Origin of the sequence: Candidatus Phytoplasma asteris, assembly GCF_038505995.1 — a bacterium.
Taxonomy (GTDB): domain Bacteria; phylum Bacillota_I; class Bacilli_A; order Acholeplasmatales; family Acholeplasmataceae; genus Phytoplasma; species Phytoplasma asteris.
Genome location: NZ_CP128414.1, coordinates 306,832 through 329,825 on the forward strand (window position 1 = coordinate 306,832; position 22,994 = coordinate 329,825).

The 22,994-nt window shown below is 31.4% G+C and carries 39 protein-coding genes; 38 read left to right on the forward strand and 1 reads right to left on the reverse strand.

What is annotated here, in order from left to right:
• Positions 1-5: 5 nt before the first annotated feature.
• Positions 6-212: a hypothetical protein gene (locus QN326_RS01685; protein WP_342386753.1), complete on the reverse strand. Its 207-nt coding sequence runs from the start codon at positions 210-212 to the stop codon at positions 6-8.
• A 1,050-nt stretch (positions 213-1,262) separates the two neighbouring features.
• Here QN326_RS01685 and rpmF point away from each other — a divergent pair.
• From rpmF to metG, 38 genes are all read left to right on the forward strand, one after another.
• On the forward strand, positions 1,263-1,469 hold the full coding sequence (gene rpmF, locus QN326_RS01690) for a 50S ribosomal protein L32 (protein ID WP_212508898.1): 207 nt from the start codon (positions 1,263-1,265) through the stop codon (positions 1,467-1,469).
• Between the two features lie 214 nt (positions 1,470-1,683).
• Positions 1,684-1,902: a hypothetical protein gene (locus tag QN326_RS01695; RefSeq protein WP_342386754.1), complete on the forward strand. Its 219-nt coding sequence runs from the start codon at positions 1,684-1,686 to the stop codon at positions 1,900-1,902.
• Positions 1,877-2,062: a hypothetical protein gene (locus QN326_RS01700; protein WP_342386755.1), complete on the forward strand. Its 186-nt coding sequence runs from the start codon at positions 1,877-1,879 to the stop codon at positions 2,060-2,062. The genes QN326_RS01695 and QN326_RS01700 overlap by 26 nt, the downstream gene beginning before the upstream one ends.
• A gap of 755 nt (positions 2,063-2,817) precedes the next feature.
• Positions 2,818-3,141 (forward strand): 30S ribosomal protein S10, encoded by a 324-nt coding sequence (rpsJ, locus tag QN326_RS01705; protein ID WP_342386756.1) that lies wholly within the window; start codon positions 2,818-2,820, stop codon positions 3,139-3,141.
• A gap of 196 nt (positions 3,142-3,337) precedes the next feature.
• Positions 3,338-4,003 carry a 50S ribosomal protein L3 gene (gene rplC / locus QN326_RS01710; protein WP_034172272.1) on the forward strand — a complete coding sequence of 222 codons (666 nt, stop codon included), beginning with the start codon at positions 3,338-3,340 and terminating at the stop codon, positions 4,001-4,003.
• The gene (rplD, locus tag QN326_RS01715) at positions 3,990-4,613 is read left to right on the forward strand and encodes a 50S ribosomal protein L4 (protein WP_034172273.1); all 624 of its coding nucleotides are present in this window, start codon (positions 3,990-3,992) and stop codon (positions 4,611-4,613) included. Before rplC ends, rplD begins: the two co-directional genes overlap by 14 nt.
• Entirely contained in the window at positions 4,613-4,903 is a 291-nt protein-coding gene (gene rplW / locus QN326_RS01720) for a 50S ribosomal protein L23 (protein ID WP_011160577.1), read from the forward strand. Before rplD ends, rplW begins: the two co-directional genes overlap by 1 nt.
• Before the next feature lie 59 nt (positions 4,904-4,962).
• Positions 4,963-5,793, forward strand: coding sequence for a 50S ribosomal protein L2 (gene rplB, locus QN326_RS01725; protein WP_034172274.1), 831 nt, complete (start codon positions 4,963-4,965; stop codon positions 5,791-5,793).
• Between the two features lie 12 nt (positions 5,794-5,805).
• Positions 5,806-6,087 (forward strand): 30S ribosomal protein S19, encoded by a 282-nt coding sequence (gene rpsS, locus QN326_RS01730; RefSeq protein ID WP_011160579.1) that lies wholly within the window; start codon positions 5,806-5,808, stop codon positions 6,085-6,087.
• Positions 6,088-6,107: 20 nt separating this feature from the next.
• On the forward strand, positions 6,108-6,497 hold the full coding sequence (rplV, locus tag QN326_RS01735; RefSeq protein ID WP_024563686.1) for a 50S ribosomal protein L22: 390 nt from the start codon (positions 6,108-6,110) through the stop codon (positions 6,495-6,497).
• Positions 6,481-7,239 (forward strand): 30S ribosomal protein S3, encoded by a 759-nt coding sequence (gene rpsC, locus QN326_RS01740; protein ID WP_011160581.1) that lies wholly within the window; start codon positions 6,481-6,483, stop codon positions 7,237-7,239. The genes rplV and rpsC overlap by 17 nt, the downstream gene beginning before the upstream one ends.
• Positions 7,217-7,639, forward strand: a complete 423-nt coding sequence (rplP, locus tag QN326_RS01745; protein ID WP_011160582.1) for a 50S ribosomal protein L16 — start codon at positions 7,217-7,219, stop codon at positions 7,637-7,639. The genes rpsC and rplP overlap by 23 nt, the downstream gene beginning before the upstream one ends.
• Positions 7,636-7,956: a 50S ribosomal protein L29 gene (rpmC, locus tag QN326_RS04160; RefSeq protein ID WP_034172276.1), complete on the forward strand. Its 321-nt coding sequence runs from the start codon at positions 7,636-7,638 to the stop codon at positions 7,954-7,956. Before rplP ends, rpmC begins: the two co-directional genes overlap by 4 nt.
• Positions 7,956-8,219, forward strand: coding sequence for a 30S ribosomal protein S17 (gene rpsQ, locus QN326_RS01755; RefSeq protein ID WP_011160584.1), 264 nt, complete (start codon positions 7,956-7,958; stop codon positions 8,217-8,219). Before rpmC ends, rpsQ begins: the two co-directional genes overlap by 1 nt.
• Before the next feature lie 12 nt (positions 8,220-8,231).
• Positions 8,232-8,594, forward strand: coding sequence for a 50S ribosomal protein L14 (rplN, locus tag QN326_RS01760; RefSeq protein ID WP_011160585.1), 363 nt, complete (start codon positions 8,232-8,234; stop codon positions 8,592-8,594).
• A 12-nt stretch (positions 8,595-8,606) separates the two neighbouring features.
• A complete protein-coding gene (gene rplX / locus QN326_RS01765) occupies positions 8,607-8,954 on the forward strand; it encodes a 50S ribosomal protein L24 (protein ID WP_342386758.1) in 348 nt (115 codons plus the stop codon).
• Positions 8,955-8,975: 21 nt separating this feature from the next.
• Positions 8,976-9,515 (forward strand): 50S ribosomal protein L5, encoded by a 540-nt coding sequence (rplE, locus tag QN326_RS01770; RefSeq protein ID WP_034172278.1) that lies wholly within the window; start codon positions 8,976-8,978, stop codon positions 9,513-9,515.
• A 14-nt stretch (positions 9,516-9,529) separates the two neighbouring features.
• Positions 9,530-9,799, forward strand: coding sequence for a 30S ribosomal protein S14 (rpsN, locus tag QN326_RS01775; protein WP_011160588.1), 270 nt, complete (start codon positions 9,530-9,532; stop codon positions 9,797-9,799).
• A 21-nt stretch (positions 9,800-9,820) separates the two neighbouring features.
• Positions 9,821-10,213, forward strand: a complete 393-nt coding sequence (rpsH, locus tag QN326_RS01780; protein ID WP_011160589.1) for a 30S ribosomal protein S8 — start codon at positions 9,821-9,823, stop codon at positions 10,211-10,213.
• A 46-nt stretch (positions 10,214-10,259) separates the two neighbouring features.
• The gene (gene rplF, locus QN326_RS01785; protein ID WP_011160590.1) at positions 10,260-10,814 is read left to right on the forward strand and encodes a 50S ribosomal protein L6; all 555 of its coding nucleotides are present in this window, start codon (positions 10,260-10,262) and stop codon (positions 10,812-10,814) included.
• Positions 10,815-10,823: 9 nt separating this feature from the next.
• Positions 10,824-11,177, forward strand: coding sequence for a 50S ribosomal protein L18 (rplR, locus tag QN326_RS01790; protein ID WP_011160591.1), 354 nt, complete (start codon positions 10,824-10,826; stop codon positions 11,175-11,177).
• 14 nt (positions 11,178-11,191) lie between these two features.
• Positions 11,192-11,707 (forward strand): 30S ribosomal protein S5, encoded by a 516-nt coding sequence (gene rpsE, locus QN326_RS01795; protein ID WP_011160592.1) that lies wholly within the window; start codon positions 11,192-11,194, stop codon positions 11,705-11,707.
• Positions 11,704-11,901 carry a 50S ribosomal protein L30 gene (rpmD, locus tag QN326_RS01800; RefSeq protein ID WP_011160593.1) on the forward strand — a complete coding sequence of 66 codons (198 nt, stop codon included), beginning with the start codon at positions 11,704-11,706 and terminating at the stop codon, positions 11,899-11,901. The genes rpsE and rpmD overlap by 4 nt, the downstream gene beginning before the upstream one ends.
• The gene (gene rplO, locus QN326_RS01805) at positions 11,901-12,338 is read left to right on the forward strand and encodes a 50S ribosomal protein L15 (protein ID WP_041624699.1); all 438 of its coding nucleotides are present in this window, start codon (positions 11,901-11,903) and stop codon (positions 12,336-12,338) included. Before rpmD ends, rplO begins: the two co-directional genes overlap by 1 nt.
• A gap of 2 nt (positions 12,339-12,340) precedes the next feature.
• On the forward strand, positions 12,341-13,582 hold the full coding sequence (gene secY / locus QN326_RS01810; RefSeq protein ID WP_034172280.1) for a preprotein translocase subunit SecY: 1,242 nt from the start codon (positions 12,341-12,343) through the stop codon (positions 13,580-13,582).
• An 18-nt stretch (positions 13,583-13,600) separates the two neighbouring features.
• Complete coding sequence (locus QN326_RS01815) at positions 13,601-14,254, forward strand: adenylate kinase (RefSeq protein WP_034172281.1); 654 nt, start codon at positions 13,601-13,603, stop codon at positions 14,252-14,254.
• Positions 14,251-14,994: a type I methionyl aminopeptidase gene (gene map / locus QN326_RS01820; RefSeq protein ID WP_342386759.1), complete on the forward strand. Its 744-nt coding sequence runs from the start codon at positions 14,251-14,253 to the stop codon at positions 14,992-14,994. The genes QN326_RS01815 and map overlap by 4 nt, the downstream gene beginning before the upstream one ends.
• 75 nt (positions 14,995-15,069) lie before the next feature.
• Positions 15,070-15,306 (forward strand): translation initiation factor IF-1, encoded by a 237-nt coding sequence (infA, locus tag QN326_RS01825; RefSeq protein WP_011160598.1) that lies wholly within the window; start codon positions 15,070-15,072, stop codon positions 15,304-15,306.
• A 12-nt stretch (positions 15,307-15,318) separates the two neighbouring features.
• Entirely contained in the window at positions 15,319-15,435 is a 117-nt protein-coding gene (gene rpmJ, locus QN326_RS01830; RefSeq protein ID WP_011160599.1) for a 50S ribosomal protein L36, read from the forward strand.
• A 12-nt stretch (positions 15,436-15,447) separates the two neighbouring features.
• Entirely contained in the window at positions 15,448-15,813 is a 366-nt protein-coding gene (gene rpsM / locus QN326_RS01835) for a 30S ribosomal protein S13 (protein ID WP_011160600.1), read from the forward strand.
• A 41-nt stretch (positions 15,814-15,854) separates the two neighbouring features.
• Positions 15,855-16,241: a 30S ribosomal protein S11 gene (gene rpsK, locus QN326_RS01840; RefSeq protein ID WP_011160601.1), complete on the forward strand. Its 387-nt coding sequence runs from the start codon at positions 15,855-15,857 to the stop codon at positions 16,239-16,241.
• Positions 16,242-16,271: 30 nt separating this feature from the next.
• Positions 16,272-17,264, forward strand: coding sequence for a DNA-directed RNA polymerase subunit alpha (locus QN326_RS01845; protein ID WP_034172284.1), 993 nt, complete (start codon positions 16,272-16,274; stop codon positions 17,262-17,264).
• A 43-nt stretch (positions 17,265-17,307) separates the two neighbouring features.
• Entirely contained in the window at positions 17,308-17,664 is a 357-nt protein-coding gene (rplQ, locus tag QN326_RS01850; protein WP_342386760.1) for a 50S ribosomal protein L17, read from the forward strand.
• Between the two features lie 172 nt (positions 17,665-17,836).
• The gene (gene truA / locus QN326_RS01855) at positions 17,837-18,568 is read left to right on the forward strand and encodes a tRNA pseudouridine(38-40) synthase TruA (protein WP_034172286.1); all 732 of its coding nucleotides are present in this window, start codon (positions 17,837-17,839) and stop codon (positions 18,566-18,568) included.
• Between the two features lie 47 nt (positions 18,569-18,615).
• Positions 18,616-19,239 (forward strand): dTMP kinase, encoded by a 624-nt coding sequence (gene tmk / locus QN326_RS01860; protein ID WP_034172287.1) that lies wholly within the window; start codon positions 18,616-18,618, stop codon positions 19,237-19,239.
• Positions 19,236-20,225 carry a DNA polymerase III subunit delta' gene (locus tag QN326_RS01865; protein WP_342386761.1) on the forward strand — a complete coding sequence of 330 codons (990 nt, stop codon included), beginning with the start codon at positions 19,236-19,238 and terminating at the stop codon, positions 20,223-20,225. The genes tmk and QN326_RS01865 overlap by 4 nt, the downstream gene beginning before the upstream one ends.
• Before the next feature lie 81 nt (positions 20,226-20,306).
• On the forward strand, positions 20,307-21,164 hold the full coding sequence (gene rsmI / locus QN326_RS01870) for a 16S rRNA (cytidine(1402)-2'-O)-methyltransferase (protein ID WP_069028274.1): 858 nt from the start codon (positions 20,307-20,309) through the stop codon (positions 21,162-21,164).
• 85 nt (positions 21,165-21,249) lie between these two features.
• Positions 21,250-22,812, forward strand: a complete 1,563-nt coding sequence (gene metG / locus QN326_RS01875; protein WP_034172290.1) for a methionine--tRNA ligase — start codon at positions 21,250-21,252, stop codon at positions 22,810-22,812.
• The last annotated feature ends 182 nt before the right edge of the window (positions 22,813-22,994 follow it).

The window sequence follows — 22,994 nt, forward strand, 5'->3', positions numbered from 1 at the left end:
TGTTCTTATGTTGGCTCTTCTTGTACTTGTGTTTTTGTTTGTGCTTTTCTTTCTTTTTTTCTCAAACTTATTTTTATACTTGTTTTATAATCATATCTTAATTTAAGATTTGATTGAGCTTTGGTAAAATGAGGGATAATAATAAATAAAGTAAATATTATAATAATTAAAAATAAAAGTGTTTTTTTGTTATAAGTATTGGATAAAAACATTTTAGTTAATGCCTTTTTTTAGAAAATTGATAAATTTTTGGAAAAATATCCCCTTCTTTCTTTCTAAAATTGACGGTTTTTTAATTATTTAAGTTAATTATAAAGTATTCATTAGGTTTTTAGTTAGTTAAACCATCAAAAAAGATAAAGAGTTTAAGACATCAAAGACTATTAAATAATTAATAGCCTTTGAATTGATTATTTGATATTTATTTAAGTTAATGAAAGATTATAAAATAATGTTATTAAAGAGTAATTTATTCAATTTATACATGTTTGTTAATGGAAAGTGTTTGTTAGTATGTGTTAGTGTAATTTATTTTGGATTTAGCTGATTGAGCTTCTGTTAGTTTGTTATTTTCTGCAATTACATTACCATTTTCATCCACTACTTCATATTGCATAGTTAATTCAAAATCAGCAGTATCGGTTTTATTTTTAACTAAACCATCAAGAGTTAATAATTCTACTTCTAATTGAACTTCTGCTGAAACAAATTTGTTATCTTTGGTAAGAGCAAATTTAGAGTCTTTGGTATATACTTCAAAATCATTGTTATCTTGTGTTTTAACTTTTACTCCAACTCTAAATTTGTCAGTTTTGTCTACGTCGTTAACTTTTAATGTTGGTAAAAATACTTTTAAGAACCATTTTTTAGTAGTTTCTTTGTTTTCAAAACCTTTTACGGAGGTGAAACATAAAAATGGGACTTCAACAAAATTAATTTATTAAAAAAACTCAAATTAATTTAGTTATATTGTTGTAATTTGACAAAATAATAATTAAAGTAGCAAATAAATAAGAAAAAAGTAAAAAAAGCTCAAAATAGATTGACAAAACAGCTTTTTTAAGATAAAATAAACTTAGGTTTAAAATTAATTTTTGCACGCTTTGGCATGATTATTAATTTTTTAAGCTTGATTAAAGTGCTAATAATAATTTTTGGCAGTTATTAATTGGGTTTTGATTAACCTTTTATTTGTTAAAAGTTTTATTATTATTTATAATAAATACTAAAAACAAAAAATTATAAAGAAAGGATTTGATAAAATGGCTGTTCCTTTTAGACGCACCGGAAAAACGGCAAAAAGAAAAAGACGTACTCATTATAAGTTAAGCAATCCTGCTTTAGTACTTTGCAAAGAAACTAATACTTTTACTTTGTCTCACAGAGTTACTAAAAATAGTGGTTATTACAAAGGAAAACTTATTTTGGAAAACAAACCTTCTAAATCTCAAAAAACAACTGACAATTAATTTATCATTATTAGACAAATTATTTTGTTTAAATAATTTTTTTCTTAGATGACGATATTGTTTTTTCTTATTTGATATTATTTTAATTTATAGTTTTAATATTATTTTGGATTTATTTATTTTTTGATAGTTACTATTTAATTTATTTTAAAAGAATTATTTTATTTTTAAGTGTATAAGATAAAAAAATAAATAAAATCAAGGAGAAACATAAATGTTATTAAAAAAATCATTATCACAATTTTTACTTACTGTTAGTTTTGTATTTTTAAGTGTGTTTGGGTCTTTTGTTGTTTTAGAAGCATCAAAAAAATATCAAGAAGCAGATACGGCATCATTTTCTAAAACTTATAATGATAATTCAACGAAATTTTACAAGGAGAATTCATATTCAGCTTCTTTGGTTAATGAAGAAGCTAAAAAAAGCTTATGATGCCAAATTAGAAAAACATAACGAAGATCAAAAAGCCCTCAAAGAAAAACAAGAAGTAACTAAAAAATACGTTTTCCTTTTTGTAGAGTTTTTCTTTGTATTGGCGTTAGTAGGATTTAATGGTTATTTCTGTTATTCTAAATCTAAATCATTTAAATAATTATAAGTAAAAAATATGTCTGATATTAAACAAAACATATCTTCTTTATTAAAAACATCAATTTTTTATTATTAAGTGTATTTGGAATGATTGTTACTTTTTTGATATATACGTTTTTTGAAAATCTAAATACTCAAAAAGTTTTACAACAATATCTAGATTCATTACAATCTAATACAAATATACTATCAAATTATAATTTATTATTACAACTTACTAAAAAACAAATGTATACAAGTTATTTAAGAGTTTTTATATTAGTTATTATTTGGGTTTTAATTATAATATTTAATGGTTATATGTGTTTTGCCAAAATTAACCCTTTTAAACAGTTTTTTAAATTTGTTAAAAAAGTTATCAATAAATATAAATATAAAAATGAACCTTTTCATTAAATCATTTTATCTTTTAATATAAAGATATTTGAATTAACTTAATGAGGATATTTGAATTAACTTATTGTATTTTTTAACAAACAAAATCCAAAATAAATAAATCTTTTCACCATTTTACTTATTTGAAACAGCTTTTTTTATTTTAAAAAACATTATTAATTACTTTTTTAACTTTTGTAATTAAAATGACTTGCAATAAAATCTTTTTTAAGGTATAATAAAAAGGCTTGTTTTAAATATTTTTTCTTTTAATCCAAAAAACAAAACACCAATGTCAGTTGTCTAAGAAAAAAATTATTTAAGCAAAATATTTGTCTAATAGGCAATATTTTCAAACATTTCTAAAAAAGGAGAATATAAGTGAACAAAAAAGAAAAAGAAATTATCAAAATAATTCTAAGAGCCTACGACCATCATTTAATTGATCAAGCAGCTAAAAAAATTATTGATATTGTCACTAAAACAGGAGCAAATATTGAAGGTCCAATACCTCTTCCTACCAGAAAAGAATTATTTACTGTTTTGCGTTCCCCTTTCGTTAACAAAGATTCAAGAGAACAATTTGAACGACGCACTCACAAACGTTTAATTCAAATTATCAATCCTAATAAAAAAACAATTGAATCTTTAATGCACATTAGTTTGCCACCTGCAATTGATATTTTGTTAAAAAAAAACCAATAGCAAAAGCAAAATTTAGGCACTATTCATTTTAATATGAATAAATATTTACTTTTTTATAACCATTTCATTTAAATCATTTCATTTGGTTGAATCACAATCACAATTGCAATTACAATTTCAATCAACTTTTGAAAATCACTTTAAAAAAACTTTTTACAAACTTTAAACCAAAATTAAAAAAAGAAAGAGGAAGGACATGGCTCAAGGAATCTTAGGTAAAAAAATAGGAATGACTCAAGTTTTTAACGAACAAGGAGAATTAGTTCCAGTAACAATAGTAGATGTTGCACCTAACGTTGTTTTACAACAAAAAAACGTTGACCAAGACGGCTATCAAGCTACTCAAATAGGTTTTTGCGACAAAAGAGAAAAAAACACTTCTAAACCTATGTTAGGAAATTTTAAAAAAGCAACTACTGCCCCTAAGCGCTTCATTAAAGAAATTAATTTTAGTTCGGATGTCAATTCAAACCTAGCTAATTTAGCAGTAGGCGCCCTAATCACAAACGATTTATTTCAAGTAGGTGATTTAGTTGATGTAACAGGAACTTCCAAAGGTAAAGGTTTTGCTGGTTCTATTAAGAGACACAATCAAAGCAGAGGTCCTGAAAGTCACGGGTCTCGTTATCACCGTCGTCCAGGTTCAATGGGCCCTATTAAAGGTAAATTAAAAGGTAAAAAACTACCAGGACACATGGGACACGAAACTGTTACTATCCAAAATTTAGCTATTCTTTCGGTTGATACTGAAAAAAACTTATTCTTAATAAAAGGCAATGTCCCAGGACCTAATAAAGGTTTTGTAATTATCAAATCTGCTGTAAAAAAATTGACAAAGGAGCAAACGCATGCCAAAAATTAATATTCTTAATCAACAAGGCGACTTCGTTTCTGAAAAGGTTTTAGCAACTACTGTTTTTGACATTAAACCTAATCAACAAGTTTTATACGACGTTGTAAATGCTCAAAGAGCTGCAATGCGTCAAGGCACACATGCTACCAAAACTCGCGCTTTAGTTGCTGGTGGAGGTAAAAAACCATGGAGACAAAAAGGAACTGGTCGTGCTCGTCATGGCTCTATTCGTTCTCCTTTATGGCGTGGTGGTGGAGTTACTTTTGGACCGTCCCCAAGAGATTATTCTGTTAAAGTAAACCAAAAAGTACGTAGTCTGGCTCTAAAATCAGCTTTATCACTCCAAGCTAAAAATAATCAATTAGTAGTTGTAGACAACATTAATTTAGCAACTCATAAAACTAAAGATTTCCAACAAATGTTACAAAAATTAAACATCACTTCCAAATCCTTAATTGTAGTTACTCAAATGACAGAACAATTAGCTTTGGCTTCTCGCAATCTATCTTATATTACTTTAGCTCCAGCTTCTCATGCAAGTGTTTATCAAATCCTTAATTGCAAACAATTAGTCCTAACTGCTGCTGCTGTTAACTATTTTGAAGAGGTTTTAAAATAATGAATAAATACTATGATTTAGTTAAAGCACCAATCATTACTGAATTAACTAATAAATTGATCGAAAGACAAAATAAATACACTTTTAAAGTTGCCAAAACAGCTAATAAAGTAGAAATTAAAAAAGCTTTAGAAAGCATTTTTCAAGTAAAAGTTTTATCAGTTAACACTCGCAACGTTTTACCACAATTCAAAAGAAAAGGTAAATTCGAAGGCTATACTTCGGGTTATAAAAAAGCTATTTGTAAAGTAGCTCCGGGACAAAAAATCGAAATCCTTGCTAACGAATAAACTCAAACCCAACCAAAACAACGATTAACGATTAAAAAAATACAAGGCAGGTATAAATTATGGCAATTAAAAAATATAAGCCTACTACAAATGGATGTCGTAATATGAGTGTTTCTGCTTTTTCAGAAATCACCACTCAAACTCCTGAAAAAAGATTATTGGTATCTCATAAAGACCAAGCCGGACGCAACAACCAAGGTAAAATTACAGTAAGACATCGTGGCGGCGGCGTTAAAAGAAAATACCGTTTAATTGATTTTAAAAGAAACAAAGATAACATTGTTGGCAAAGTAGCTACCATTGAATACGATCCAAACCGCAGTGCTAACATCGCTTTAATTCACTATTTAGACGGCGAAAAAAGATACATTCTTGCTCCTAAAGGACTTACAGTAGGGATGCAAATTGTCTCTGGTAAAGAAGCAGATATTAAAGTTGCCAATTGCCTTTCTTTAATGAATATTCCAGTAGGAACCACTGTTCATAACATCGAATTAAAACCAGGTAAAGGCGGACAAATTGCTCGTAGTGCTGGTTCTTTTTGTCAAATTATTAGTAGAGAAGACAAATACGTGCTATTACGTCTTCAATCAGGCGAAGTTCGCAAAGTTCTTGGAACTTGTCGTGCTACTATTGGAGAGATCGGCAACGAATCTTATAAACTAATTAATTACGGTAAAGCAGGCAAAAAACGTTTCTTAGGAATAAGACCAACAGTAAGAGGTTCTGCGATGAACCCGAACGATCACCCTCATGGCGGTGGTGAAGGTAGAGCTCCTATTGGACGCAAATCACCAATGACACCTTGGGGCAAAAAAGCTCGTGGGGTCAAAACTCGTGACCGTAAAAAAGCATCTAATGCTTTAATTATTAGACGTCGTACAAAATAAGGAGTTGTTAATATGCCACGTTCAGTTAAAAAAGGACCTATTGTTGCTAGCCATCTATTAGCAAAAATAGAAAAACAAAAAAACTTAAAAAACAAAAAAGTGATCCAAACTTGGTCACGCAGTTCTACAATCACACCTATTTTTGTAGGACACAAAATCGCTGTTTATAACGGACGCGAACACATTCCAGTCTACATTACAGAAAACATGGTAGGACATAAGTTAGGTGAATTTTCCCCTACACGTACTTACCGCGGACACAACAAAAAAGACAAAAAAATTCAAAAAAAATAAAATAATGGGAAGGAATAACTATGGAAACCAAAAACGCCAAAGCGATTGCTAGAAAAGTTTCAATCGCCCCTCGAAAAGCACGTTTAGTTGTTGATTTAATTCGAGGAAAAAATATTGCACAAGCTCAAGCCATTTTAACTTTTACCCCTAAAGTAGCTGCTCCCGTTATTTTAAAACTTTTAAACAGTGCTGTTTCCAATGCTGTTAATAATTTAAAATTAAACCGCGAACAACTTTATGTTAAAGAAGTTTTTGTCAACGAAGGTTTGCGTTTAAAACGTATGTTTCCAAGAGCTAAAGGTTCTGGTGATATGATTAAAAAAAGAACCAGCCACATTACTTTAGTAATAACTTCTAGCACAAACTTGCAAACATCAAAGGAGGAAGAACAAAGTGGGTCAAAAAACTAATCCTAACGGCTTAAGATTAGGCATTATTAGAACTTGGGAATCTCAATGGTGTGTTAATGATAAAGAAATTCCTAATTTAATTAAAGAAGATTTTTTAATTCGTAAACTAATCAATAATTTTACTAAAAAAAGTGCTATCAGTCAAATTGACATTGAACGCCTAAAAGAAAAAAATAAAAACCGTATCACTATTTCTGTCCACACCGCTAAACCAGGCGTTATTATTGGAAAAGATGGCGATACACGCAACAAATTAGTTGCCAAACTCAAAGAACTTACCCAAAAAGACGTTAATCTTAACGTGTTAGAAGTTAAAAACTCTGATAAAATCGCTTTATTAATTGCTCAAAATATGGCTGAACAACTAGAAAATCGTATGTTTTTCCGCCGTGTTCAAAAAATGGCAATCCAAAAAGCCCTAAAAGCTGGTGCCAAAGGAGTAAAAACTTTAATTTCTGGTCGTTTGGGTGGTGCTGAAATAGCTCGTAGCGAAGGACATGCCGAAGGCAGAGTTCCTCTACACACTCTAAGAGCAGACATCGATTACGCTGCTGTTGAAGCTCACACTACTTATGGAGTTTTAGGAATTAAAGTATGGATTTTCCACGGTGAAGTTTTACCAGGACAAACCATTCTAGACACTAGAAAACCGTTTGCTTCCCAATCTTCTAACACTCCTAACAGACGCCCTCGCAATTTCAAAGGAGGCAACAATAATCATGTTAATGCCAAAAAGAACTAAATATCGTCGTCCTCACCGCGTTAGTTTTGAAGGAAAATCAAAAGGTAAAAACGTTATTGCCAACGGAAACCACGCTTTGGTTGCCAAAGAAGGTGCTTTTATCACTAACAAACAAATTGAAGCCGCTCGTATTGCAATGACACGTTACATGAAAAGAACAGGAAAAGTGTGGATCAACATTTTCCCACATCTATCCTTAACTAAAAAACCTTTAGAAGTAAGAATGGGTTCTGGTAAAGGTTCTCCTGAAGAATGGGTAGCTGTGGTAAAAACAGGTAAAGTTTTGTTCGAAGTTAAAGACACCACTAATTCTTCCAAAGTAGAAATGGAAGCTTTAAGACTTGCGTCTCACAAACTACCGATTAAAACTAAAATCGTTAAAAAAGGTGCTGAAGTATGAAAACTCAAGAAATTTTAAAATTAAATCCAGAAGAATTAGAAAACAAAGTAGACAAGTTAAAACAAGAACTGTTTGATTTGCGTTTTCAATTAGCTTTAGGCAAACTCACTAACACTGCCAAAATCAAAAAGCTTAAAAAAACCATTGCTCGCATCAAAACAATCCTAACCCAAAAAAGCAATCAACAAACAGCCACTACTCCAACTTTTGTCACTTCCACTGCCAAACCTGTTTTATCAAATCAAAGCCCAACCCCACAACCAACTACCCCTGATTTAGATGACACTGTAGAAACTATCAAGGAGGAGCAACAATAATGCAACGCAATTTTAGAAAAACTTTCGTAGGTAAAGTAGTTTCAGATAAAATGGATAAAACCATTACTGTTATTGTTGATATTTACAAAAAAGACCCTTTATATGGCAAAAGAGTGAAACAATCGAAAAAATTCCACGTCCATGATGAAAATCAAGAAGCCAAACCAGGCGATTTAGTTAATTTTATGGAAACAAGACCTCTTTCTAAAACTAAAAGATTTCGATTATTCAAAATTCTTTCCCATGCAAAGAGCGCAAAGTAAGGAGATTTTGATATGATTCAACGAGAAAGTCGTTTAGTTGTAGTTGACAACAGCGGTGCTAAAGAAGTTTTAGTTATTGGTATTTTAGGAGGCACTCGTCGTAGTCATGTAAATATCGGAGATATTGTATTAGTAACTGTTAAATCAGGTTCTGGTACAGTTAAAAAACATGACGTTCTAAAAGCTGTCATTGTACGCACCAAAAAAGGTCTAAGACGTAAAAATGGCTCTTACATTAAATTTGACGACAATGCTGTAGTACTTTTAAAAGAAGATTTAAATATTATTGGCACCCGTATTTTTGGTCCAGTAGTTAGAGAATTGAGTGATAAGAAATTTTCCAAAATAGTTTCTTTAGCCCAATTAGTTTTGTAAGGAGACAACTCAATGCGTATTAAAGTAGGAGAAACAGTAGCTATTTTAGCTGGCAAAGATCGTTTTGTAACAGACGAATCAGGTAAAAAAATGACTAAAACAGGCAAAGTATTAAAAGTTTTTGCCAAAACTCAAAAAATTATTGTTGAAGGTGTCAACATCAAAATCAAACACCAACCCCCTTCCCAAAACGAAGAAAAGGGCACCATCGTTAAACAAGAAGCTCCCATTCATGTTTCTAATGTAGCTTTAGTTTGCCCCCAAACACAAACTCCCACTAAAGTAGGAATTCGAATACAATCAGGTAAAAAATTTCGTTATGCTAAAAAATCAAATCAAACATTAGACGAAAAAAATTAAGGAGGCTTTGCATCAATGTCAATGAAAAAAGAAAATACTCTAGACTATTCCAAAATCACTGCCACCTTAATGGAAACTTTTAATTATAAATCCGTTATGCAAGTCCCAAAAGTAGAAAAAGTTGTCATCAATATGGGCGTAGGCGATGCTATTTTTAATGTTAAAGTTTTGGATGATGTAGTAGAAGAATTAAAATTATTAAGCGGACAAAGCCCTGTTATCACTAAAGCCAAAAAAGCTATTTCTAATTTCAAATTACGTGAAGGCATGCCAATTGGAGCTAAAGTGACTTTAAGAGGAGCCCGCAAAGAGGCGTTTTTATGCAAACTAACTCGTTTAGTTTTCCCCCGCGTAAGAGATTTTAGAGGCATTTCTGGTAAATCTTTTGACGGCAGAGGCAATTACGCTCTAGGATTAAAAGAACAAATCGTTTTTCCAGAAATTAATATCGACAAAGTTAAAAAAATTCGTGGCATGGATATCATCATTGTAACTACTGCCAAAAATAACACTCAAGCCAAAAAGCTTTTAGAGCTTTATGGTATGCCGTTTAAAAATTAAAGGAACTATTACTTATGGCTAAAAAATCCAAAATCGTAAAAGATCAAAAACAAAGAGAGCTAGTTTTAAAATATGCCAAACTACGCTTAGAACTTAAAAAAAAAGCTGACTATGCTGGGTTGTCTCAAATTCCTGCCAAAGCATCACCTGTACGTTTAAAAAACAGAGATTCTATTGATGGAAGACCACGCGGATACATTCGTAAATTCGGCATTTCCCGCATTAATTTTAGGCAGTTAGCTCATCAAGGTAAATTACCTGGAGTCAGAAAAACTAGTTGGTAAAGGTAAAAAGGAGGCTCAAACATGGTTATGACAGACCCTATTGCAGATATGCTGACACGCATTCGTAATGCCAATCAAATGTCACATTTAAAAGTGTTAGTACCTGCTTCTAAGTTAAAATTAGAAATTTTAGCAGTTTTAAAAAAAGAAGGTTTTATTAAAGATTTTTATCTACCTCAGTCATCTCGCGAAATAATTATTAGTTTGAAATATGCTCCCAACAAAGAAAGAGTTATTAAAGGCTTAAAAAGAGTTTCCAAACCAGGACTTAGAGTTTATGCATCAGCAGAACAAATTCCTAAAGTGCTCAACGGTTTAGGAGTTGCTTTGGTTTCTACTTCTAAAGGAATTCTAACAGATGCTCAAGCTCGCCTTTCTCAAGTTGGTGGCGAAGTTTTAGCTTATATTTGGTAATTAATTGCCAAATCAAAAGTAGTTAAAGGAGATAAAGGAGAAAATTATGTCACGCGTAGGAAACAAAGCAATTGAAGTCCCTAATGCGGTTAAAGTTGATATCAAAGATAGAAATTTTATCTCAGTTGAAGGCCCTAAAGGCAAATTAGAATATCAATTCAATCACAGATTAACAATCACTAATGAAAACAAAGTCATCACAGTAAAACGCCCTAATGATGAAATTTTTATGAAAAAAATTCACGGCACCACTAGAGCCTTACTTTCCAATATGGTAGAAGGCGTAAGCAAAGGCTTTCAAAAAACCTTAAAAATTGTAGGGTTAGCTTATCGTGCTCAAATTAAAGATAAACAACTAATTTTATCTTTGGGTTTTTCTCATCCTGTAAGCGTTGCCATTCCTGATAATCTAGAAGTGGTAGTTAACCAAAACACAGAAATTGTTATCAAAGGAATTGACAAACAACTTGTCGGCGAATTTGCTGCCAAAAACGTAAAACTACGTAAACCAGAACCTTACAAAGGTAAAGGAATCCGCTACGTAGGACAATACGTTAGACAAAAAGCTGGGAAAAGCGCTAAAAAAACAAGAAAGGACTAAAAATAAGTTATGATAACAAAACAATCCTCTAACGTGCTTCGTAAAAAACGTCATCTTCGCCTTAGAAAAATTGTTTCAGGCACATCACAAAGACCACGTTTAAATGTTTTTAGATCTAATAAATTTCTTTATGTGCAAATAATTGATGACACCCAACAAACAACTCTATGCAGCGCTAATAGCAAAGAATCCAATGTTTTGGGATCCAACATCAAAGCCGCTGAAGCAGTAGGCGCTCTTATCGCTAAAAAAGCCTTAGCCCAAGGCATTAAAAATGTTGTTTTTGATAGATCAGGGTATTTGTATCACGGCAAAATCAAAGCCTTAGCTGATGCTTGTCGTAAATCAGGCTTACAGTTTTAAAGGAGAAAAGCAAAATGAAAGCAATAAAGAAAGAATTTAACAAAAAAGCCCCTCTTTTAGAAGAAAAAGTTGTTAAAATTAATCGTATTACTAAAGTAGTTAAAGGCGGTGCTCGTTTTCGTTTTTCTGCTTTGGTAGTTGTTGGCGATAAAAAAGGGCAAATTGGTTTCGCCACCGCTAAAGCTAAAGAAATTGTAGAAGCTATTAAAAAAGCTTTAGAAAAAGCCAAAAAACAATTAGTTCGCATTCCTATTACAGGAACTACTATTCCTCATGACACTATTGGACGTTTTGGAGCGTCTAAGTTTTTTTTAAAACCAGCTTCCAAAGGAACTGGAATTGTTGCTGGAGGAAAAGCTGCTAGAACTATTTTAGAATTAGTAGGCATTAATGATGTTCTTACTAAAACTTTTGGTTCACGCACCTCTATTAACGTAATAAGAGCAGTAATGGATGGATTACAAAGTTTACGCACTAAAGAAGAAGTAGCTAAATTAAGAGGCATCACTTTAGCGAAAAAAGAACAATGAAATTAAAAATTACTCTTACCAAAAGCCTTATTGCTTGTCGTGTTAATCAAATTAAAACCGCTCACTGTCTAGGTTTGAAAAAAATTAACAATCAAGTTATTAAAGATGACACTCCAGCCATCCATGGAATGATTAAAACCATCAGTCATCTTGTTGTAGTTGAAAAAGTTTCTGATACAAAGGAGCAAAAATAATGTTACACACACTAAAACCGGTCACTAATGCTCGTAAATCCACTAAACGTTTAGGACGTGGACCTGGTAGTGGCACTGGTAAAACTTCTGGTAAAGGACACAAAGGACAATTAGCACGTTCAGGAAAAACTTTGCGTCCCGGCTTTGAAGGCGGACAAATCCCTTTTTTTCAAAGAATTCCTAAAAGAGGATTTCACAACTTTGCCCAAAAAAGATACGCCCTTCTTAACCTTAAAACTCTAGAAAACTTTCCTCAAGATACCGTTGTTACTCCTCAATTATTGTTAGAAAAAAAAATAATTAAAGACCAATTATGTGGTATTAAAGTTTTGGCGCAAGGAACTCTCACTAAAAAATTAGTCGTAAAAGCTTCAAAATTCTCCAAACAAGCTCAAGCAGCCATTTTAGCAGTTGGTGGAAATATAGAGGTAATTTAAAGATGAAACGTCAATTAAAATTAGTTTTAGGCAATCGTAAATTAATGTTTCAAATCTTTTTTACCTTATTTATTATTTCTATTGTTTGTTTAGGAACTTCTTGGCCTCTTCCTTTTATTAATACTAAATCCCTTGATTTGTCCAAACTTTTTGGGGTTTTTTCCATAAATGCTGGTACTCTTTTTGGATTGGGAATCACTCCTTACATCACTGCTTCCATTGTAGTGCAATTTTTGCAAAAACTTCTTCCTATTTGTCGCGAATGGAAAGACCAAGGACAAATGGGCAAACGCAAACTTAATCTTTTAACACGTAGTCTTGCCTTATTGTTTGCTTTTGGGCAATCTTTTGCTTTTTTGAACAGTTATTCAAAACTTTTTGTCACATCAATAAGTACAAGCCAACTGTTTTTGTTAGCTTTAATTGCTACTGCAGGAGTTGCTATTTTAATTTGGTTTGCTGACCTTATCAATTCCAAAGGTATTGGAAACGGGACTTCTATTTTAATTGTTGTTTCGATGAGCCACAGCCTAATTAATCTATTTGTAAATCTGAACGAATCATATTTATCTCAAAACAATTTTTTAACTTTGAAAACTTTTAATTTTGCATGTATTGTTCTTTTACTTCTCTTATTTTTAATTTTTACTGTAGTTGTGCAAATAACATCTTTAAAAATACCTATCAATTATGCGCGCAATCAAGTGCAAGGGAAAAGCTACATTCCATTAAAAATTAATAGTGCAGGAGTTATGCCAGTTATTTTGGCATCTGCTTTATTGCAACCTTTCCAGATGTTAGCAGGAGTTATTGGGAATACAAAATTTACAGAATTAGTAGATTTTTTTGCCAAAACTAACTTTCCTGAAAACCAAATTAACTTTTTTGCCATAGGCTTTTTAGTCTTGTTAGTAATTGTTTTTTCTTTCTTTTCTGCTTTTATGAATGTCAATCCTGAAGATATTTCAGAACATTTATCCAAACAAGATGCCTATATTGCAGGTTTAAGACCAGGTGAACAAACTACTCGTTATTTAGCTAATACCTTATTTAAAATCACTGTTTTAGGAACTGTTTTTATTGCTGCTCTTGTTGTAACACCTATTCTTATGGAACATTTTTTAGGTTTGAAAGATATGAAATTAGGAGGAACCAGTTTGCTTATTATTGTTAGTGTAGCCCTTGAAACTATCCAACGCATCAAAGCTACTGCCAACAAAAAAGAATATCAAAAATTATTTTAATTAAGCAAACAAGACAATATGATACTAATATTATTAGGACCGCCCGGAATTGGTAAAGGGACTCAAGCTTCTGTTTTATCAGATATTTTAAAAATTAACCACATTGCAACAGGCGATATTTTTCGTAAAAATTTTAAAGAAAATACTGAATTAGGCATTTTAAGTAAAAAATTTATTGCTCAAGGACTTTTAGTTCCTGACGACATTACTAACCAAATGATAGCTGATTACTTGTCTAAGGACATCGCTACTAAAGATTTTTTATTAGACGGTTTTCCCCGCAATGTTTTGCAAGCTCGTTTTTTGGATGATTTTTTCAAAAACTCTCATTTATTTTTAACTAAAGTCATCTATTTTAACGCTGGCACCCAAGATTTAATGAAAAGAATTGTAGGACGCAGAATTTGTCCCGAATGTGGTAAGGTTTATCACATCGAAAACATTCCTCCCAAAACTCCAGGTATTTGTGACAAAGACCAAAAAACCTTAATTCAAAGAGAAGATGACAAACCAGAAACCTTCCTTAAACGCCTCAAAGTGTTTAATCAAGAAACATTGCCATTAGTGCAATATTATCGCGAACAAAATCAACTTTTTGAAGTAGATGGTATGCAAAACATCGACCAAGTTACTAAAATGATTTTAGAAGTTTTAGAAACAGACCGCAAATGATTTCCATCAAAACTCCTCATGAAATTGCTATCATGAAACAAGCAGGAAAAATCATTAACGAAGCCCACAGATTGCTTGCTTCCTTTGTTATTCCAGGAATGTCAACTTTTGATCTAGATTTATTAGCTAAGAATTTTTATCAAAAAAAAAGTGTTATTTCTGCTTTTAAAGGTTACAACGGATTTCCCAAACATATTTGTGCCTCAGTTAATGAAGTGGTAGTTCACGGCATTCCTTCCAAAAAAACCATCCTTAAACAAGGTGATATCATTACCTTAGATTTAGGAATTAACTATCAAGGTTATTATGTTGATTGTGCTTATTCTTATGCTGTAGGAACTGTTTGCCAAACTACTCAAAACTTGCTTGCAATTACTCAAAAAGCCTTATTTCAAGGTCTTTTGCAAATTAAACCCCAAAATCATTTTTCTGACATTTCTCATGCCATTGAACTTTTTGCCAAAAACAATAATTTAGGCATCGTAGAAGAATTTACCGGACATGGTATTGGTACATCTTTGCACGAAGAACCCTATATTCCTAATTTTGGCAAACCCCACGAAGGCGCAATCCTACAACCAGGAATGACTTTTTGTGTAGAACCAATGCTTACTTTAGGAAATCCCGAAATTGCTATTTTGCAAGATAATTGGACTGTAGTTACCACAGACAAAAGTCTAAGTGCTCATTTTGAACACACAGTTTTAGTAACTCCTACAGGATACGAAATACTTGCATAATATGTTTTTCATTTTACCAAATTACATCACAACCACCCCCAAACCCAGAAATCAAAATTAAAGGAATCACTTTGAATGTCAAAAAACAATTTAAACGAAACTGAATCCAAAATTGAAATCGAAGCTAAAGTTGTTGAATTATTATCAAATGATAAATTTAAAGTAGAGCTTCCAAATAAAAAAACGATTATCGCTTATGTTTCTGGTAAAATACGTATCAACAACATACGCATTTTACCTGGTGATAAAGTAAGAATTGAATTATCACCATACGACCCTACACGAGCACGAATCACTTATCGTTTTAAGTAAGGAGAAAAGATTATGAAAGTTAGAGCTTCAGTTAAAAAACGCAGTGAAGATGATATCATTGTTCGTCGTAAAGGACGCATTTATGTTATCAATAAAAAAAATCGTAGACACAATCAAAGACAAGGATAAAAGGAGATATTTATGGCGCGAATTGCAGGAATAGATATTCCAAGCGACAAAAGAGTAGTAATTGCACTAACTTATATTTATGGTTTAGGCAATAAATTATCTCATAAAATTTTAAACGAGTTAAACATTGACCAAAATATTAGAGTTAAAAATTTAACCGAACAGCAATTATCAGCTTTACGTAGTGAAATTACTAAATACAACGTAGAAGGCGACCTAAGACGTGAAGTTACTTTAAATATTAAACGTTTAATGGAAATTGGAGCTTACAGAGGGTTACGCCACCGTAAAGGATTGCCTGTAAGAGGACAAAAAACCAGAAACAATGCTCACACTGTTAAAGGTAAACCTAAAGCAATTGCTGGTAAGAAAAAATAATAAAATTAACTAAATAATAAAAATAATAAAGGAGAAAGGCATTGGCAAGAAAAAAAACTACCAAACGCAAAGTTAAAAAAAATGTTCCTTTAGGAATTGCACATATTCATACCACTTTTAACAACACTATCGTTACTATCACTGATCTTAACGGTAATGCTGTTACTTGGAGTAGTGCAGGTGCTTTGGGTTTTAAAGGAAGTCGTAAATCAACTCCCTTTGCAGCACAATTAGCCGCTGAAGCAGTTGCCAAAGCAGCGATGGAACACGGAATGGTTAAAGTAGAAACTTTCATTACAGGACCAGGTCCCGGAAGAGAAGCAGCTATCCGTTCTTTGCAAGCAGCAGGATTAGAAATTACTGCTATTAAAGATGTTACTGCAGTACCACATAATGGTTGTCGACCGCCAAAACCTCCTAGAGGATAATAATCTTGTTCGACATTTCAAGGAGTAATTATGAAAAATATTAAATTTATTAAACCTTTTTTTGTTGAAGAAATTGATGAAAATCCCATTTCTGGGAAATTCATCATTAAACCTTTAGAAAGAGGATACGGCATTACTGTAGGAAACGCTCTAAGAAGAGTTTTGTTATCTTCTTTGCCTGGTACTGCTATTGTAAATGTTAAAATTCAAGGAGTAGAACAAGAATTTACCACTATTCCTGGCGTTTATGAAGATGTCATGACAATTATTTTAAATTTAAAAAAAATTGTTTTTGCCGTAGACGACGAATCAGATGATTTTGAAGAAAAACTAGAACTAATTGCCAAAGGACCACAACGCCTAACCGCTTCTTCTTTCGAACTGCCTGCAGGAGTTAAAATCATCAACCCCGATCATTACATTACCACTCTTTCTGATGATGTTTGCTTTCATATGACAGTTACCCTTAAAAAAGGCATTGGTTATGTTGGCGCCAAAGACAACAAAGTTCACGGCGAAAATCAAGTAGGCGTTATTGCAATTGATTCTTTATTTACTCCTGTTGTCAATGTTTCTTATCAAGTAGAAAAAAAATTAGGCAACAAAGACGAATTAACTATTGAAATTACCACTAACGGCGCTCTTTTAGCTAAAGAAGCTTTAGCAACTGCAGCTAGCATTTTAGTAGATCATTTTAATGTTTTAGTAGAATTAAGCCAAAAACCTGCTCATGTAGAATTTGTTTCTGAATCTAAAAAAGAAGCTCACAATTACGTACTAGATTTAGAAATTGAACAACTAGATTTATCTGTAAGGCTTTTTAACAGTCTTAAAAGAGCAGGGATTGACACAGTTGCTGCTTTAGTAAAATTAAGTGAAAAAGAAGTTGTCAAACTTAAAAGCTTAGGACGAAAATCTTTCCAAGAATTAAAAGATAAATTTTTAGAATACGGTTTAGAATTCAATGATTATCTTAAAGAAGTTTTGCATCACAGCGTTGAAGAAGACAAAGACAAACATTAAAACTAAAAAACACATTAGAAAATAGAAAGGACAGATAAATTTTATGCCTTTTAGCAAATTAGGACGCAATAAATCTCAAAGAAGAGCTTTGTTAAGAACTTTAATGACTGATTTAATTGTGCAAGAAAAAATTATGATAACTGAACCCAAAGCTAAAGAATTACAAAAATTAGCTGATAAAATGGTTACTTTATCTAAAAAAAATACTTTGCATACTAGACGCCAAGCCAAAAGACATCTTTTTGATGAAAAAATCAACGATGACACTACAGTTTTGCAAAAACTATTTAAAGATATCTCATCTAAATATCTTGATCGTCCAGGTGGATATACTAGAGTTATTAAAACTGTTCCTCGTCGTGGTGATGGTGCTCCAATGGCAATTATTGCTTTTGTTTAATAACAATTAACCGAGCATTTTTAGGTTCTTGCTCAAAAAACTTAAATTATCAAAACCTTCTTATCTTAAGGATTAAGGAGGTTTTTTTTAATATTAACCCCTTTTTTCTTCACTCCTTATTTCCCATTTTAAATTCTTAATAAATATTTTGTAGTTACACAAGGAGGCATTTTTGCAACACTTTTTTTATAAATTAATTTTAAGCTATGATGGCACTTGTTATTATGGATATCAAAAACAACCTCAAAAAATAACCGTTCAACAAACTTTTGAAAAAGCTTTAAAAAAAATGACCCATCAAAACATCCCTAATTTTGCAGCTAGTAGAACCGATAAAGGAGTCCATTCCCAAGGGCAAACCCTCCATTTCCAAACCACTTTTTTTCTAAAACCCACACATTTCCAAAAAACTCTTAATTATTTTTTGCCTCCTGATATTAGAGTTAGACAAATGAACTTTGCCACTCCTAATTTTCATGCTCGTTATTCAGCGAAATCAAAAATTTATCAATATGTTTTTTCCAAAAAACCTCTCAACGCTTTTAACCATCATTTTCAAATTTTTGCTGACAAACTTGATTTTGATAAAATCACCAAAGCCCTAAAATTTATTGAAGGCACCCATAATTTTTTTGCTTTTACTAGTGAGACCCAACCTAAAAATTTTTTTAAAACCATTTTTCAAGCCTTTCTCAAAGAAACTTCACACAAATATATTTTAGTTTTTCATGGAAACGGTTTTTTAAAATATATGATTCGTTTTTTGGTAGGAAGTTTAATTGAAATTGGTAAAAATAAACTTTCTTTGGAACAATTTCAAGCGATGTTATTAGGCAACACAACTAAAAAAGCCACCCTTTTGGCTCCTGCTAAAGCCTTAGTTTTAAAAAAAATTTTTTATTGATTTTGTGACAATAAATAAAAATACACAAAAAGGAGAATTTATAATAAATGTTTATTTCTTTTGAAGGTTGTGAAGGCACCGGAAAAACCACCCATTCACGTTATTTATTTGAAAAATTAAGTAAAAAATATTCGTGTTTTTTAACCAAAGAACCTGGTGGCGGTTTATTTAATGAAGTAATTAGAAATATTTTGTTGCATTCTTCTAACAAACAAATAGATTTCTACACTGAGGCTTTGTTATTTGCAGCAGATAGAGCAGAACATTTAAGCAAATTAATTATTCCTGCTTTACAACAAAACAAAATAGTTATTTGTGATCGTTATTTAGATTCGACTATAGCTTATCAAGTTTATGCTCGCGGTTTAAGTCAAGATTTTGTTTTAAATATTAATAATTTTGCTCTAAATTACATGCCCAACATTACTTTTTATCTAGATTTAGACCCTAAAATAGGCATTCAAAGAGTCAAACAATTTAGATCTAAAGAAATTAATTCGTTTGATTTGCAAAAACTGTCTTTTCATAAAAAAGTACGCAAAGGCTACCTTGACCTTTGTCAAAAAGACCAACAAAAAAGAATTTTTTTAATTGATGCAAGCAAGCCCTTGGAAAACATTTATAACATCATTGAACAAAAACTCAAAGAAGTCTTTCAAATAGAATTATGAACAAAACCCAATCTTTGTTAGCCAAATTTAACCAAATTATCCAAAATAATAAACTCGCCCATCTTTATTTAGTTGTTGGCTCCACTCTTTCCCAACAAAAATTATTTGTTTTGGGACTTGCCTATCTTATTTTCAAACCTCATGACCCTCATCTTTTGAAAAAAGATACCTTACTTAATTCGCAATACCCCAATTTTTATTATTTAACCAAACAAAACCATCTTTTTACCAAAGAACAAATTTTGCAATTTCAAAAAAACTTTTTGCAAACTTCTTTATTCGGAACCCAAAGAATTTATGTAATTGAAGAAATAGAAAAAATAACTACCCAAACTTCCAACAGTTTATTGCATTTTTTTGAAAATCCTTCCAACAACAATACTATAGGTTTTTTATTAACAAATAATTTAGAACAAGTTTTACCAACCATAGTTTCTCGTTGTCAAATTATTAATATCTCTGATACTGTGGATGCAAAATCACAAAATTTAGACTCTAAAACCAAATCCCAAATAGATGATTTTGATTTTTCCTTAAGTAATTTAATAAATAAAAATTCCGATCAAATGGATTTATTTATTGCCAGCGATTATTATCAAAATTTTAAACAATTTTTTTTGGATTTTCTTATTCAATTCCCAAAAACAATTTCATTAAAATTAGCAGTTTTTGCCTCTCCTCTGCTTGCAAAACTTATCTCTTGTCCTCATTTTTTAAATGATTTTTTATCAGTGTTATTACGTTTTTTTTCTGATATTTTATATGAAAAAACACCTAACTCCAAAACACCCATTTATTTTTCCAAAACACAAATTTTAACAAATCCAGAATATCAAAAATACTATCAAACCCTACCCCTTCCAACCACTTTTAATATTTTAAAAATTATTCACCAAATTTACAAAAAACAAAATATATTATCTAATCAAGAAAATCTTTTCATGGCTTTGTTAATTCAATTAGAAGCCCAAAGACTTTCATTTTAAATCTTTAAAAATTTGCAACCCACTATTTAAAGCAATATAAAATTTTGCACACACCCAAACCCAACAAATAAGGTAAAAAATATGTTATTTCAACAACAAAGTTTTTGCAACGCCAAACCTACTTTATATTTGGTAGCAACTCCAATAGGCAATTTAGAAGACATCACCTTAAGAGCACTTGCCACTTTAAAAGAAGTTTTTTTAATTTTAGCAGAAGATACTAGAAGAGCCAAAAAACTTTTACACACTTATCAAATCCAAACACCTTTACTTTCTTATTATGAACACAATCAAACAAGAAGGCTACCTCAAATTTTAGAACTTTTATCACAAGGAAAAAATATTGCCTTAATTAGTGATGCAGGCACTCCTCTTATTAGCGATCCTGGGTTTTCTTTGGTTTGTGAAGTGCAAAAACATGGTTTTAATGTGGTAGCGATTCCAGGAGTATCTGCTTTTTTAACTGCTTTTATGACTTCTGCCATCCCCTCACCTTTTATCTTTTTGGCTTTTTTACCCCGTTTGTCTCAAGCTTTGGAAAAATATTTACTCCAATATAAAAACGCCTCAGAAAGCCTTGTTATTTACGAATCTCCTCATAGAATTAAAAAGACTTTACTTTTAATACATAAATTATATGGTAATAGAAAAATTTCTTTAGCGCGCGAATTGACTAAAAAATTCGAAACCATTATCAATGGCAATCTTGACTCTATTTTAGAATTTGATTTAATTAATAAGGGCGAATATGTCATTGTTGTTGCAGGCAACCCCAACCCCAACGAACATTTGCTTGCTCTAAGCATAAACGATCACGTTCTTTTTTACCTTAAATTAGGCTTTAACGAAAAAGAGGCTTTTAGCAAAGTTGCTCAAGAAAGAAACATTACCAAAAAAGAAATTTATCACCAATACAAAATCAAAAACCCCCAATCTTGATTTGATTTCCCAAACCACATGCAGATTTTTCCCAACAACCCACAATTAAAAAATATTTTTGTCACCATTTATTTAAGGAGTTTTTATGAAAACAACCCCCAACCAAAAACCTAAATTTTTTCTTTCCACAGCAATTGCCTATGCTTCTGGCATTCCGCACATTGGAAACGTTTACGAATCTATTTTAGCTGATGCCATTGCTCGTTTCAAACGCCTAGAAGGATTTGATGTTTTGTTTCAAACAGGAACCGATGAACACGGACAAAAAATTGCTGCCAAAGCTTTGCAACAAGGCAAAAATCCCCAAGAATACGTAGACCAAATATCTTTGGAAATTAAAAGAATTTATGATTTAATGCAAGTAAGTTACGATAAATTTGCAAAAACTACCAATCCCCACCACAAACAAACAGTTCAAGCCATCTTTTACAAGTTATGGCAACAAGGAGATATTTATTTAGGAAAATATCAAGGGCTTTATTCAGTTGCTGAAGAATCTTATGTGGCTGCCAAAGATTTAATTGATGGAAAAACTTTTAATGGTGAAACTCCTATTTTAATCAGCGAAGAAACTTATTTTTTTAAGCTTTCCAAATATCAAGCCCAGTTATTGCAATATTTAGAAAACAATCCCTCCTTAATTAAACCTGATGCCCAAAGAAAAGAGCTGTTAAATTTATTAAAAGAACCATTAGCAGATTTGTCTGTTTCTAGAACTTCTTTCAAGTGGGGCATTCCCGTTCCTTTTGACCCCAAACACGTTATTTATGTTTGGATTGATGCTCTAAGCAATTATCTAACCGGACTAGACTACAATCCTACATCCAAAAATAGTCAGTTTAATCGATATTGGCCCTGTGATATGCATGTTATTGGTAAAGATATTTTAAGGTTTCACCTTATCTACTGGCCTATTTTATTGATGGCACTTGAAATTTCACTACCCAAACAGTTTTTAACCCATCCATGGATTTTGTTTGATAAAAATAAAATGTCTAAATCTAAAGGTAACGTTTTGTACGTTGATGATTTGTTAAAATATTTTCCGGTGGATTCCATTCGTTATTTTGTTCTATCAGAAATTCCTTATGCTCAAGATGGTAATATCACTTATGAATTGTTAGTAGAAAGGCACAATAGTGACCTAGCTAATGTTTTGGGAAATTTAGTTCATAGAGTTTTTGGGATGGTAAAAAGTTATCGCCAAAATAATTTATCCAAAACTTTAATTACAACTAATTTAGATCCCAAATTTGATTTATCCAAACAAGCTTTAGCAACTCTTCCTTTGGTTCTTCTCAAAATGCAAGATTGTAAAGTAGGAGATGCCTTGAAAGAAATTATGAATTTGGCTCGTTTTGCTAATAAATACATTGATTTGGTAGAACCTTGGAATTTATTTAAAAATCCTGAAAAACAACAACTATTAGACCACACACTATATTCTTTGGTAGAAACTTTAAGGTTTTTAGGAGTTTTATTGCAACCTTTTTTACCTCAAACTGCTCATAAAATTTTAACTCAACTCAAAGCCTCCGATATTACTTTTGAAAGTTTAGATACTTTCGGGCTTCTTTCAAGTCAAAAATTAGATAATTATCATATTTTATTTAATCGTTTGGAAATTGATGAAGTTTTACCTAGATAATTAAATTATTAACATACAATAATTTTATTTATTTTAATGAGTTTGCACTTTTTTGAAACTTCTTTATATTATTACGTTTATATGTTCACATTTAAAATAATGAATTCATAATTAATTTTAATTTCTCGAAGAATGGGTATGGCTCCAATGATTATAATTTTAAAAAAGAACTTTTTGCGATG

Coding starts and splice junctions, on each gene's coding strand:
- QN326_RS01700 (WP_342386755.1), top strand. CDS start 1,877: ATGAAGAAGCTAAAAAAAGCTTATGATGCCAAATTAGAAAAACATAAC.
- rpsM (WP_011160600.1), top strand. CDS start 15,448: ATGGCGCGAATTGCAGGAATAGATATTCCAAGCGACAAAAGAGTAGTA.
- rplW (WP_011160577.1), top strand. CDS start 4,613: ATGAATAAATACTATGATTTAGTTAAAGCACCAATCATTACTGAATTA.
- metG (WP_034172290.1), top strand. CDS start 21,250: ATGAAAACAACCCCCAACCAAAAACCTAAATTTTTTCTTTCCACAGCA.
- rpmD (WP_011160593.1), top strand. CDS start 11,704: ATGAAATTAAAAATTACTCTTACCAAAAGCCTTATTGCTTGTCGTGTT.
- rplB (WP_034172274.1), top strand. CDS start 4,963: ATGGCAATTAAAAAATATAAGCCTACTACAAATGGATGTCGTAATATG.
- rplE (WP_034172278.1), top strand. CDS start 8,976: ATGAAAAAAGAAAATACTCTAGACTATTCCAAAATCACTGCCACCTTA.
- rplX (WP_342386758.1), top strand. CDS start 8,607: ATGCGTATTAAAGTAGGAGAAACAGTAGCTATTTTAGCTGGCAAAGAT.
- rpmC (WP_034172276.1), top strand. CDS start 7,636: ATGAAAACTCAAGAAATTTTAAAATTAAATCCAGAAGAATTAGAAAAC.
- rpsN (WP_011160588.1), top strand. CDS start 9,530: ATGGCTAAAAAATCCAAAATCGTAAAAGATCAAAAACAAAGAGAGCTA.
- rplV (WP_024563686.1), top strand. CDS start 6,108: ATGGAAACCAAAAACGCCAAAGCGATTGCTAGAAAAGTTTCAATCGCC.
- rpsS (WP_011160579.1), top strand. CDS start 5,806: ATGCCACGTTCAGTTAAAAAAGGACCTATTGTTGCTAGCCATCTATTA.
- tmk (WP_034172287.1), top strand. CDS start 18,616: ATGTTTATTTCTTTTGAAGGTTGTGAAGGCACCGGAAAAACCACCCAT.
- infA (WP_011160598.1), top strand. CDS start 15,070: ATGTCAAAAAACAATTTAAACGAAACTGAATCCAAAATTGAAATCGAA.
- rsmI (WP_069028274.1), top strand. CDS start 20,307: ATGTTATTTCAACAACAAAGTTTTTGCAACGCCAAACCTACTTTATAT.
- rpmJ (WP_011160599.1), top strand. CDS start 15,319: ATGAAAGTTAGAGCTTCAGTTAAAAAACGCAGTGAAGATGATATCATT.
- QN326_RS01865 (WP_342386761.1), top strand. CDS start 19,236: ATGAACAAAACCCAATCTTTGTTAGCCAAATTTAACCAAATTATCCAA.
- rplQ (WP_342386760.1), top strand. CDS start 17,308: ATGCCTTTTAGCAAATTAGGACGCAATAAATCTCAAAGAAGAGCTTTG.
- rpsH (WP_011160589.1), top strand. CDS start 9,821: ATGGTTATGACAGACCCTATTGCAGATATGCTGACACGCATTCGTAAT.
- QN326_RS01685 (WP_342386753.1), bottom strand. CDS start 212: ATGTTTTTATCCAATACTTATAACAAAAAAACACTTTTATTTTTAATT.
- rplD (WP_034172273.1), top strand. CDS start 3,990: ATGCCAAAAATTAATATTCTTAATCAACAAGGCGACTTCGTTTCTGAA.
- rpsE (WP_011160592.1), top strand. CDS start 11,192: ATGAAAGCAATAAAGAAAGAATTTAACAAAAAAGCCCCTCTTTTAGAA.
- rplO (WP_041624699.1), top strand. CDS start 11,901: ATGTTACACACACTAAAACCGGTCACTAATGCTCGTAAATCCACTAAA.
- rpsQ (WP_011160584.1), top strand. CDS start 7,956: ATGCAACGCAATTTTAGAAAAACTTTCGTAGGTAAAGTAGTTTCAGAT.
- rpmF (WP_212508898.1), top strand. CDS start 1,263: ATGGCTGTTCCTTTTAGACGCACCGGAAAAACGGCAAAAAGAAAAAGA.
- rplC (WP_034172272.1), top strand. CDS start 3,338: ATGGCTCAAGGAATCTTAGGTAAAAAAATAGGAATGACTCAAGTTTTT.
- secY (WP_034172280.1), top strand. CDS start 12,341: ATGAAACGTCAATTAAAATTAGTTTTAGGCAATCGTAAATTAATGTTT.
- rplP (WP_011160582.1), top strand. CDS start 7,217: ATGTTAATGCCAAAAAGAACTAAATATCGTCGTCCTCACCGCGTTAGT.
- rplR (WP_011160591.1), top strand. CDS start 10,824: ATGATAACAAAACAATCCTCTAACGTGCTTCGTAAAAAACGTCATCTT.
- QN326_RS01845 (WP_034172284.1), top strand. CDS start 16,272: ATGAAAAATATTAAATTTATTAAACCTTTTTTTGTTGAAGAAATTGAT.
- rplN (WP_011160585.1), top strand. CDS start 8,232: ATGATTCAACGAGAAAGTCGTTTAGTTGTAGTTGACAACAGCGGTGCT.
- map (WP_342386759.1), top strand. CDS start 14,251: ATGATTTCCATCAAAACTCCTCATGAAATTGCTATCATGAAACAAGCA.
- QN326_RS01695 (WP_342386754.1), top strand. CDS start 1,684: ATGTTATTAAAAAAATCATTATCACAATTTTTACTTACTGTTAGTTTT.
- QN326_RS01815 (WP_034172281.1), top strand. CDS start 13,601: ATGATACTAATATTATTAGGACCGCCCGGAATTGGTAAAGGGACTCAA.
- rplF (WP_011160590.1), top strand. CDS start 10,260: ATGTCACGCGTAGGAAACAAAGCAATTGAAGTCCCTAATGCGGTTAAA.